This is a genomic window from Acinetobacter sp. HR7, assembly GCF_000773685.1.
GTDB lineage: Bacteria > Pseudomonadota > Gammaproteobacteria > Pseudomonadales > Moraxellaceae > Acinetobacter > Acinetobacter thermotolerans.
Genome location: NZ_JPQO01000216.1, coordinates 1 through 11,300, shown reverse-complemented (window position 1 = coordinate 11,300; position 11,300 = coordinate 1). Strand labels below are relative to the sequence as shown.

12 protein-coding genes are annotated in these 11,300 nt (G+C 44.6%); 1 reads left to right on the top strand and 11 read right to left on the bottom strand.

Annotation, left to right across the window (positions count from 1 at the left end):
- Positions 1-103: 103 nt before the first annotated feature.
- The 11 genes from GW12_RS14115 to GW12_RS14065 form a co-directional block, all read right to left on the bottom strand.
- Positions 104-757, bottom strand: coding sequence for a tRNA-(ms[2]io[6]A)-hydroxylase (locus GW12_RS14115; RefSeq protein ID WP_034588763.1), 654 nt, complete (start codon positions 755-757; stop codon positions 104-106).
- A 15-nt stretch (positions 758-772) separates the two neighbouring features.
- Complete coding sequence (gene pdxJ / locus GW12_RS14110; protein ID WP_034588760.1) at positions 773-1,498, bottom strand: pyridoxine 5'-phosphate synthase; 726 nt, start codon at positions 1,496-1,498, stop codon at positions 773-775.
- A 13-nt stretch (positions 1,499-1,511) separates the two neighbouring features.
- Positions 1,512-2,222 (bottom strand): DNA repair protein RecO, encoded by a 711-nt coding sequence (locus GW12_RS14105; RefSeq protein WP_034588759.1) that lies wholly within the window; start codon positions 2,220-2,222, stop codon positions 1,512-1,514.
- A gap of 11 nt (positions 2,223-2,233) precedes the next feature.
- Positions 2,234-2,428, bottom strand: a complete 195-nt coding sequence (locus GW12_RS14100) for an NF038104 family lipoprotein (protein ID WP_034588757.1) — start codon at positions 2,426-2,428, stop codon at positions 2,234-2,236.
- 17 nt (positions 2,429-2,445) lie between these two features.
- Entirely contained in the window at positions 2,446-3,477 is a 1,032-nt protein-coding gene (gene era, locus GW12_RS14095; protein WP_034588755.1) for a GTPase Era, read from the bottom strand.
- Positions 3,477-4,175, bottom strand: coding sequence for a ribonuclease III (gene rnc / locus GW12_RS14090; protein WP_034588753.1), 699 nt, complete (start codon positions 4,173-4,175; stop codon positions 3,477-3,479). Before rnc ends, era begins: the two co-directional genes overlap by 1 nt.
- Positions 4,147-4,518, bottom strand: coding sequence for a DUF4845 domain-containing protein (locus GW12_RS14085; protein ID WP_034588752.1), 372 nt, complete (start codon positions 4,516-4,518; stop codon positions 4,147-4,149). The genes rnc and GW12_RS14085 overlap by 29 nt, the downstream gene beginning before the upstream one ends.
- A 31-nt stretch (positions 4,519-4,549) precedes the next feature.
- The gene (gene lepB, locus GW12_RS14080) at positions 4,550-5,377 is read right to left on the bottom strand and encodes a signal peptidase I (protein WP_034588749.1); all 828 of its coding nucleotides are present in this window, start codon (positions 5,375-5,377) and stop codon (positions 4,550-4,552) included.
- A gap of 21 nt (positions 5,378-5,398) precedes the next feature.
- Complete coding sequence (gene lepA / locus GW12_RS14075) at positions 5,399-7,216, bottom strand: translation elongation factor 4 (protein ID WP_034588746.1); 1,818 nt, start codon at positions 7,214-7,216, stop codon at positions 5,399-5,401.
- Between the two features lie 180 nt (positions 7,217-7,396).
- The gene (locus GW12_RS14070) at positions 7,397-7,852 is read right to left on the bottom strand and encodes a thioesterase family protein (protein ID WP_034588745.1); all 456 of its coding nucleotides are present in this window, start codon (positions 7,850-7,852) and stop codon (positions 7,397-7,399) included.
- A gap of 120 nt (positions 7,853-7,972) precedes the next feature.
- A complete protein-coding gene (locus tag GW12_RS14065) occupies positions 7,973-9,358 on the bottom strand; it encodes a trypsin-like peptidase domain-containing protein (protein WP_034588744.1) in 1,386 nt (461 codons plus the stop codon).
- A gap of 232 nt (positions 9,359-9,590) precedes the next feature.
- Here GW12_RS14065 and nadB point away from each other — a divergent pair, with 232 nt between their 5' ends.
- Entirely contained in the window at positions 9,591-11,237 is a 1,647-nt protein-coding gene (nadB, locus tag GW12_RS14060) for an L-aspartate oxidase (RefSeq protein ID WP_161788394.1), read from the top strand.
- Positions 11,238-11,300: the final 63 nt, after the last annotated feature.

Genomic DNA, 11,300 nt, shown 5'->3' with positions numbered 1-11,300 from the left:
ACGAGTTGTGAAAGGGAAACCACAGAAATACCCAAAAAAAATGCCAGTCAATCTCTTAACTGACTGGCATTACCCCATTACGGAGGATTTTTTAAAGTGATTTTTAAGCCGCTTGGGCTGGCACACCACTATGGAAACGGAAAGTATCATCCAGACTTAAAATCAGGTTCTTTTCCACTTCACGGATATGATTAATACGATCCTGAATATCCTCTTCCGGATTTTTTAGTTTCGCTGTTTTAGCTACATCCAGCGCCAAGGCCAGATAGTCTTCATAATGGCGAGATTCAGACTTGAGTAGATAACGGTAGTAACGTCCTAGTTCCTCATCAACCAATGGTGCAAGCGAATAGAAACGCTCACAGGAGCGTGCTTCTACAAATGCACCAATCACCAGCACATCAATCAGTGCTTCTGGTTCATAAGTCCGGATTTCCTTACGCAACCCGCCTGCATAACGCCCTGCACTCAGACCAATCCATTTCTGGCCACGCTTGTTCATGAATTCTAGCACCTGCTCATAATGCAGCATTTCTTCACGGACCAGCTGTGCCAGTTTGACCTGTAAATCGGTAAAGAAGCTGTAACGGAACATGAGGTTCATCGCGGTGCCGGCTGCTTTCTTTTCGCAGTTGGCATGATCCTGCATCAGGATATCCAGATTCTGTAGAGCTTCATCCAGCCATGCTTTCGGTGTTTCACAACCCAGGAAGCCAATAACTGGCTTCATAAGCTCATCATAATCAATATTTGACATATGTTTCTTGCAATCTTAACGCGCAGCTTTAATTGCAGCTTTCATCTGTTGAACTGCTTGTGCTAGACCAACGAAGACAGCATCTGCAATAATCGAGTGACCAATGTTTAATTCATGAATTTGCGGAATTGCAGCAATTGAAGTGACATTCTCCAGATTCAGACCATGACCCGCATTCACCACCAACCCTTTCGATGCTGCATATTCAGCACCTTTGATAATGCGTTCCAGCTCTGCCTGCTGTGCTTCAGGTGTTTCTGCATCCGCATAAGCACCTGTGTGCAGCTCAATGGTAGGTGCACCACAAGCCACTGCAGCATTAATCTGGGCAATGTCTGCATCAATAAATAGCGATACATCGCAGCCAATCGCAGTCAGTTCTTGAGTGGCTTTTTTGACATCTTCAAAATACCCCACAACATCCAAGCCACCTTCAGTAGTAACTTCCTGACGCTTTTCAGGCACAAAGCAGACATGCTGAGGTTTAATTTCTTTGGCAATGGCAACCATTTCATCAGTTACGGCCATTTCCAGATTCATATGGGTAGTTAATACCGGACGCATACGACGTACATCTTCATCCTGAATATGTCGGCGGTCTTCACGCAAATGCAGGGTAATTCCCTCTGCACCGGCCTGCTCACAGATCAATGCAGCATTGACTGGGTCTGGGTACGTCGTACCACGTGCTTGTCTTAAAGTTGCGACATGGTCAATATTGACACCAAGTAATGCAGCCATAATATTTTCCTAACTACGATTGAGATTGAGAATTTTGGATCCACAATTGTCGACTTTTCAGTGGTCGGTCACCGAGTAAAGCAGTGATCACCTGTCGATATAGCTTCGTCAGTAATTGTAACTGTTCTGGATTAAAATCCCTACCATTTTCATAGTGCTGCATTGTTAAAATCTGCTGACCTGACATGGTTGAGCGCAAGGCTTTAGCCGAAGGCATAAAACCTTCATTCAACTGAAAATAGTAATGTTGCAAGGGATTGATCTGTGCCTGATTGGCATCGACCGAAAAATCCAGTTCATAGCCAAGTTCTTCTAATAAGATATGTTCAAACTGGCGTAAAACCTGTTTTAAATAGGTATTGGGATTTTCCTGTTCGGAAAGTTTCTGTAAAGCCGTCAGTGTTTCACCATATTTGGCAAAAGTCAGCGGCATCTGCACTTCAAGTGGACATAGACGCAGTAAAATTTCATTCAGATAAAAACCGGAAAAAAAGGCATCACCAAAGAAGAATATCGGCTGATTGACAATTTCCAGTTTAGTAAAGTTTTTCAGGTCGGATTTGCCAGACGCCTGCAGGCTGATCGGCTGATATTGCGGTGGTGGAGTTTGTCTGAGTATCCCATCGATACGGCCGTATTCCCGGGTAAATAAATGCACAATATGACTGCGATCACGATATTTACGGTGATGAATTAAATAGCCATGCAGCACTTCATTACGCATAGGCTGCTGCTTTAATCCTTATTCTTTTTGGATTTTTCATCTTCTTCGTCATCCCCATCTGGAATGACCGCACCCACAACAGCCGCAGTGCCTTTGACTGCGACTTTTGTGGTTTTATAGGCAACTTTTACAGGAACAGTCACGACTTTATGAATACAGCCCTGCAAGAATAAAACACATGCAGCCACTGCCAAAAATTTCATCATGATCCGTTCCTATACAATTAAATGTCGCTATAACCTAGACTTTTCAGTGCTCGCTCATCATCAGACCAACCGCCTTTGACTTTCACCCAAAGCGTTAGCATGATTTTCTGCTCGAACATTTTTTCCATATCAACACGTGCATCCATCCCGATTTTTTTCAGTTTGGAACCTTTTTCACCAATCACAATGGCTTTCTGGCCAGGACGATCAACAAAAATGGTGGCATCAATATAAGTACATGCTGGCTTCATACGACCGGTTTTTTCGTTCAATGTCGGCTCTTCAGTTTTGAAAGATTCGATCTGAACAGTGAGGTCATATGGCAGTTCTTCGCCGAGCTGACGCATGATCTTTTCACGAATGATTTCAGAAGCCAGGAAGCGCTCTGAACGGTCGGTGAGCTGATCAAATGAGTACAGTGGTGGCTGGAATGGCAGGTATTTGGCAATCGTATCACGCAGGTGTTCAAGGTTCGCCCCACGCAGAGCGGATACCGGAACAATTTCAGCAAAGTTCATTAATTTAGAACGTTCCTGAATCAGCGGTAAGGCTTCATTCTTGTTCTCAAAAGTATCCAGCTTGTTGATCACCAGAATCACTGGCATATCTGCATTTTTCAATTTCTCCAGAACAAGTTCATCGTTCTGGGTCCATTTATTCGCATCCACCACAAACAGCACCAGATTCACGTCACGTAGTGCTGAGTGTGCCGCACGGTTCATCATTTTGTTGATGGCACGCACTTCTTTCTTATGCATCCCTGGGGTATCTACAAATACCGCCTGAGATTTTTCACGCGAATCAATGCCCACAATCTTATGACGTGTGGTTTGCGGTTTACGTGAAGTAATCGACAGCTTCTGACCCAGCAAGTGGTTCATCAGCGTTGATTTCCCCACGTTCGGACGACCGACAATGGCCACAAAGCCACTGCGGTAATCCGACGGGATTTCAGTACCTTGAGCACTGAAAAATTGACTGATTAAGTCATTATTGTCGCTTGGTTGCGACTCGTGATCAGCATCGATGTGATCGGAATGAGTAGTCATTAAGACTTTTGCTCCAACTGTTTTAAAATATCCGCCGCAACTGCCTGTTCGGCAAAACGACGGCTTGAACCTTCACCTAGCATTACAGGCAAGCCTTCCACATGACACTCTACCTTGAAGTGCTGGTTTGGGGCATCGCCCTGAATATCTACAACCTCGTAAACCGGGAGAGGTTTTTTACGTGCTTGTAAATACTCTTGCAGGCGTGATTTTGGATCCTTGAGCTGATCCGTTGGTTCAATGTGGTCTAAATAAGGTTCGTACCATTTTAACACAATGGCTTCGAGCACTTTAAGATCACCACAATCCACATAGATTGCGCCGATAATCGCCTCGACGGTATCTGCGAGAATCGACTCACGGTGGTGACCACCCGACTTCAGCTCACCCGTACTGAGAATCAGGTTCTGACTTAATTTTAAATCATTGGCAATTTTTCCTAGCGCTTCCTGTCGGACAAGGGTCGCACGCATACGCGTCAGACGACCTTCGTTTTCATTCGGGTAAGCGGTAAAGAGATAATTGGCAATAATCATCCCTAAAAGCGAATCGCCCAGAAATTCCAGGCGCTCGTAGTTGTGTTTATGACTGACTGAACGATGAGTCAATGCCAGTTTTAGCAGATCAGCCTGTTTAAACTGATAGCCAAGACGTTTAGCAAGACGTTCATCATTTAGCTTTGACTGTGCTTTGATCAAACTCTTTCTCAAACTTCATCACTAAATCGATATTCATTAGGAAATTCTTGCGAACTTCATAATTGGTTTTCACCAACAGACCATTTGCATTCTCTACCAAGATATTTTTCTTGATATCGAAATCCCGAATATTATTCATAGTCAGGCGCTGGCCCAGTTGCTGGATAAATTTTTCCGGTGCAATATTGGCAGGTGAGGTTTTTATCAATTCCTCAATCTGCCCCTCGACCATCCGGTTATCAAAATACGGCGCCCACACCGCAATTGCAATTTTTGCTAAAAAAGCAAACCCCATAATCGCAAAAAGTACTGCGACATAAGATGCACCTTGTTGATGTCTCATTTTTTTATTTTCCTGAAGTGAAACAATTTAATTAATCAATTGTTCCGTTTCGACTGAACGAAGGCAATTTAAAACCTGGTTCCTTATGCATCCAGACATAGAACGCACGGCCAGTTAAATTCTCTTCCGGAACAAATCCCCAGAAACGGCTGTCAGCACTTTGATCGCGATTATCCCCCATCGCAAAGTAATGACCTTCTGGAACTTTTACTTCCCAATATAAACCATTTTCACCTGAATATTTACCATTTTCCACAAAGTTGATAAATGGTGCCTGACGAGCCACATTCACCCCTTCCAGCTCACGCATGGTAAAGGTGTGCTCGCCCAAAGTCTCTTTGTGATAGATCGATACTGGTGTATCTAATTGGTCTTTTTCGCGGCTAAATTCCACCGGAACTTTTGGCACTTTTTGACCGTTAATGGTCAATTGACCATGATCATAAACAATATGATCACCCGGCAAACCCACCACGCGTTTGATGTAGCTAATGCCCGGTTGCGGTGGGTAGCGGAATACAATCACATCACCACGTTCCGGACTGCCGGTATCAATGATTTTGGTATTCACGATCGGTAATTTCACCCCATAGTCATATTTATTGACCAGAATAAAATCACCGGTTTCCAGCGTTGGCACCATCGAATCTGATGGAATATTGAATGGTTCGTATAGAAAGGAACGCAGTACCAGCACCACGGTGAGTACTGGCCAGAAATCATAAGCCCAGGTAATGATTACATTCTCATTGCCCTTGCCCTTTGTCTGTCGCTGTTTTAGCACAAACTTATCAAGCAGCCAGACCGCAATAAAAAACAGCGTAGCAGGAACAAGTATTAAATTAAAATCAAAATCCATGGGTTTATTATCCTTATAATATTAGCGTTCGACTTTCAGCACAGCTAAGAACGCTTCCTGTGGGATTTCAACACTACCCACCTGTTTCATACGTTTCTTACCTTCTTTCTGTTTCGCAAGCAGTTTCTTCTTACGAGATACGTCACCACCATAACATTTCGCCAATACGTTTTTACGCATTGCCTTTACGGTAGAACGGGCAATAATTTGCGCACCGATCGCAGCCTGAATTGCCACATCGAACATCTGACGTGGAATCAGATCTTTCATTTTTTCAACCAGTGCAATACCACGGTGACGAGCATCCTGACGGTGACAAATCATCGCCAAAGCATCGACTTTTTCACCATTAATCAGGACATCGACTTTCACCAGTGACGAGCTTTCAAAACGCACGAAGTTGTAATCCAGTGAAGCAAAACCACGTGAGCAAGACTTCAACTTATCGAAGAAGTCCATCACCACTTCTGCCATTGGAATGTCAAAAGTAATCGAAACCTGGTTCCCCAGGAACTTCATATCTTTCTGTACACCACGGCGTTCCACACATAGGGTCATCACGTTACCGACATATTCCTGTGGTACCAAGATATGACACTCAGCAATCGGTTCACGCAGGTCTTCAACGGTCGAACCATCCGGCATCTTAGACGGACTGTCGATATAAACGGTTTGACCATTTTTCAACACAGCTTCGTAAATTACTGTTGGTGCAGAAGAAATCAGATCCAGATCGTATTCTCGTTCCAGACGCTCCTGTACGATTTCCATATGCAGCATACCGAGGAAGCCACAACGGAAACCGAAGCCCAATGCATCTGAGCTTTCCGGCTCGAAGAACAGCGCCGAGTCATTAATCTGCAGTTTATGCAGTGCTTCACGGAACGGTTCAAAATCGCTGGAATCAATTGGGAACAGACCTGCATAGACCTGAGGTTTTACTTTTTTGAAACCAGGTAATGTTGGTACTTCAGGCGTACTTGCTAGCGTGATGGTATCACCGACTGGCGCACCGAAAATGTCTTTAATACCGGCAATCACAAAGCCCACTTCACCCGCTTCGAGCATGTCGGTTTCAGTATGTTTTGGATTGAAGATACCGACTGAAGTAATGATGTGGGTCTGGCCGGTAGATTTGACTAGCATCTTGTCGCCTTTACGTACGCGACCTTGTTTGATACGGACCAGAGATACAACGCCAAGGTAGTTATCGAACCACGAGTCGATAATTAGAGCTTGTAATGGTGCCTCACGGTCACCGGTTGGTGCTGGAATACGGTCGACTAAGGTTTCCAGTACGCCTTCGATACCTAAACCGGTTTTTGCGGAACAGGTTGGCGCATCCGTTGCTTCAATCCCGATAATATCTTCAATTTCCTGAATCACACGTTCAGGTTCAGCCTGTGGCAGGTCAATCTTGTTCAGGACGGGAAGAACTTCTAGACCTTGCTCAATTGCGGTATAGCAGTTCGCTACAGACTGGGCTTCTACACCCTGTGCTGCATCAACAACGAGTAAAGCACCTTCACAGGCTGCCAGTGAACGAGATACTTCATACGAGAAGTCTACGTGTCCCGGAGTATCAATGAAGTTCAGCTGATATTCCTGGCCATTCGGATGGGTATAGTACAAGGTCACCGATGCCGCTTTAATGGTAATCCCACGTTCGCGTTCAAGCTCCATGGAGTCCAGAACCTGAGCCTGCATTTCACGATCCTGCAAACCACCACAGGTTTGAATAAAACGATCCGCCAGGGTGGATTTACCGTGGTCGATATGCGCAATAATCGAGAAGTTACGAATGTTTTTAATATCAACAGATTTTTTAGCTTGCGCCATGGGCTACCTTGAGAACAAAACACGCCATGCAATATAAAAAAATTGCATAGCAAAGCCGAATAGAAATTGCCGAGGATTATAGCAGAATGCAGTTACAGAAAAAGAATTATATTTCTCCTTGCACTGCAAGACATTTGAATAGCAACAAAAAGTTATAATGCTAATTCCAAATTAGAAAATTTAATCTGCCAGATACAATTGACTAAAATCAAAAGGATTGATGTCTTCGGATAATGGCTGGTAAGCGTTCACAAAGGTTGGTGACATGCGTTTAGGTCGACCCGTCGCAATTTCTACACAGGCCCATTGGGTACTGCCCGTGAATAATAGGCTCTGATCAGCTGGACGATAAAACGCATATTGACGGAAGGAGTACAGCGCATTGATATCATTCAACCAGGTACGCAGGATCAGTTCATCCCCTTCAAAAGCCGCCTTGCGGTACTGCACATGATGCTCAACTGCGACCATGGCATGTTTGAGTTCCAGATACTGCTGCAGTCCCAGTCCGATCTGTTCAATATGGGCTGTCGCCACATCCTGCATCCACTGCACATACACCACATTATTCACATGACCCAGCACATCAATATGTTCTGGTTTTACGGTTAATTTCAGGTCAAAAATACCCTTCACGCGTCTCTTATCCTTTAGATTTTATAGCGCATTAGAGTCTACCGAATTTATTCAACAGGTAAATTGCCAAAAATAAAAAACCGCCTATAAAAGGCGGTTTTATTCATGTGTTGAGTCTGATCAGGTAATACGCATACCGACAATCACACGTTGACCTTGGCGAATCAATGCCACACGCGCCACAGTACCTTTTTTCAGTTCAGATACTTCTTCCACAAACTGATTACTGTTCAAAATCGCTTTACCATTGATTTGAGTCACCACATCATTTGGCATGATCCGCGCTTGAGCAGCAACACCACCTGGACGCACATCCTGAATCACCACACCACCTTTTATATCCAGACTGCTCATTTCATTTGGCGTCAGGTTACGGATCGTTACACCAATCACTGGCCCTTTGGATTTTCCAGCCTGACTAGATGCTTGTGCAGGTGTATCATCCGGTGCTGTGGTCAAGGTCGCATTAATATTACGGCGTTTGTCATCACGCAGCACTTCTAGCTGAATCTGCTGTTTCGGAGCTGAACGGTTGAGATAATTCAGCAATTCGCTGGTACGGGAAATACCGGTTCCGTTGTATTTCAAAATTACATCACCAGCTTGTAGACCCGCCTTCGCTGCTGGAGAATTTGGAGCGACCTGAGTAACTAAGGAACCTTCCGGCTTATCCAGTTTATAAGATTCTGCCAAGTTACGGTCGATATCCTGCAAGCTCACGCCTAGATAAGAACGGGTAACTTTACCATTGCGTTTTAACTGATCCGCCACTTCCATCGCCACATCGATCGGAATAGAGAATGACAGGCCCATATACCCCCCGGTACCACTAAAGATACGCGAGTTCACACCAACAACTTCACCACGCTGGTTAAACAGTGGACCACCCGAGTTACCTGGATTCAGTGCCACATCAGTCTGAATAAATGGAACCGCAGTTTCACCCATCATATTCCGCATCTTGGCACTAACAATTCCCGCAGATGCTGAATAGTCAAAACCAAATGGTGAACCAATCGCAAGTACAGGTTCACCCACACGCAGTTTATCCACATCACCCGTACGCAGTTCCGGGAAGCCTGAACCATTCACCTTCAATAAAGCGACGTCAGTACGTTCATCACTCCCCACTACCGTCGCATCAATTTCACGGCGGTCATTTAAAACAATCGTCACTCTGGATGCATTTTCAATCACGTGATGGTTGGTGAGCAGATAACCATCTTTACTGATAAAGAAAGCACTGCCATACCCCGTTTTTTCCTGTGGAGCACGTGGTTGTGGAATCACCACCTGATTGCCAAAGAAACGGCGCAAAATGTCAGGAATCTGTTGCTGCAACAGCTCTTCTTCGGTCATTTTTTTGACCACATTAACACTAACTACAGCTGGACTGACTTGTGCAACAAGATTTGAAAAATCTACTGGAGTGGCTGCCCCCGCCTGCACCGCCGTCATTGTCAGCGTTGCTGCAAATATCCCATGTTTAACATCCAAGATTTTCATATATTTATTCACTCAAATGATTGATAAATCTTTTTTTAAAAAAGTTTTATCACAAACGATACAATTTTTAAGTAACAAAATGTTCTTATTTTAAATATTGGCATTATGTCATTTTTCAAAGACCAAAGTTTCCACGTTCATTACTTTTTTTCATTAATTTATGAGCAGATAAATGCTTGCATTTTGTACTGAAAAGCGCTGTTATAACCGAACTTTTTTTCTAAGTTAGCTGATGGACATGTCTAATTTACACACGACACATCATTTTGATGTGATTATTGTGGGCAGTGGCGGCGCTGGTCTAAGTTTAGCCTTATCTCTTCCAGATCATTTCAACATTGCAGTTTTAGCCAAATCAACACTAACGGATGCAAGTACCTTTTATGCACAAGGTGGCGTTGCAGCCGTGCTGGATGAAACGGATTCGATTGAACAGCATATCGATGACACCATGGTTGCTGGGGCGCAACTATGTGAAATTGATGCAGTACGACAGACAGTAGAAGGTGGCAAACCTTCGGTCGATTTTCTGCTGAAACATGGCGTGCAGTTCACCTTAGATGAACAGGAACAACTACACCTGACCCGTGAAGGCGGCCACTCTCAACGCCGCATCATTCACGCTGCCGATGCGACTGGACGCGCGATTTCCACCACACTGGTTCAACGCGCACAAGAAAAACAGAATATTCATATTTTTGAAAATTACATTGCAATCGACCTGATTTGCTCGAAAAAACTTGGCCATGCTGGTGAAAACCGAGCACTAGGACTGTATGCTTTAGATGAAACCACGCAAAAAGTGCATACTTTCCTGGCACCATCTACTGCCTTGGCATGTGGCGGTGCTATGAAAGCCTATTTGTATACGTCCAATCCAGATATTGCGACTGGTGACGGAATTGCGATGGCCTATCGTGCCGGCTGTCGCGTTGCCAATATGGAGTTTAACCAGTTCCATCCTACCTGTCTGTATCATCCACAGGCACGTTCATTCCTGATTACTGAAGCCATGCGTGGTGAAGGTGCTTATCTGCGTCTGCCAGATGGTGAACGTTTTATGTTACGCTTTGACGAGCGTGCTGAATTGGCACCACGAGATATCGTGGCGCGTGCGATTGACTATGAGATCAAACGTCTGGGTATCCGTCATGTCTGGCTGGATATCACTCACAAAGATGAAACCTTCATCAAAGAGCACTTCCCAACTCTGTATGCCCGCCTGCTTGAACTCGGTATAGATATCACCAAAGATATGATTCCAGTCGTGCCTGCAGCGCACTATACCTGCGGTGGTGTTGTCGTAGATAAAAACAGCCAGACCGATATTGTGGGTCTGTATGCGATTGGTGAAACTTCTTATACGGGTCTGCATGGCGCGAATCGTATGGCCAGTAACTCACTCTTGGAATGTTTCGTTTACGGTATGAGCGCAGCCAAACACATTCAGGAAAACTTCAAGGCGGATCAACCCGTTCCCGAAGTACCAGAATGGGACGATTCTCAGGTCACTAACCCCGATGAAGATGTCGTGATTCTGCAAAACTGGGATGAACTGCGTCAGACCATGTGGAACTATGTCGGTATTGTCCGCACCACCAAGCGACTGGAACGTGCCCTGCACCGTATCGAGATGCTGAAAAGAGAAATCACCGAATATTATCAGGACTATCAGGTCAGCAAAAACCTGATCGAGCTGCGTAACCTGGTACTGGTGTCTGAAATGATTGTGCGTTGTGCCATGCAGCGTAAGGAATCCCGTGGCCTGCACTACACCCTGGACTATCCAGAGCAGTTACCAGAGCTACGCAAAACTGTACTAATTCCACCATCATTTGAAGTCGAACAGCCTTTAGTAAATGTAGGTTTGGAAGCTTAACTTCGTGATGATAAAAAAACCGGATCAGTTGATCCGGTTTTTTATTTTTATCCCTTTAGCCGT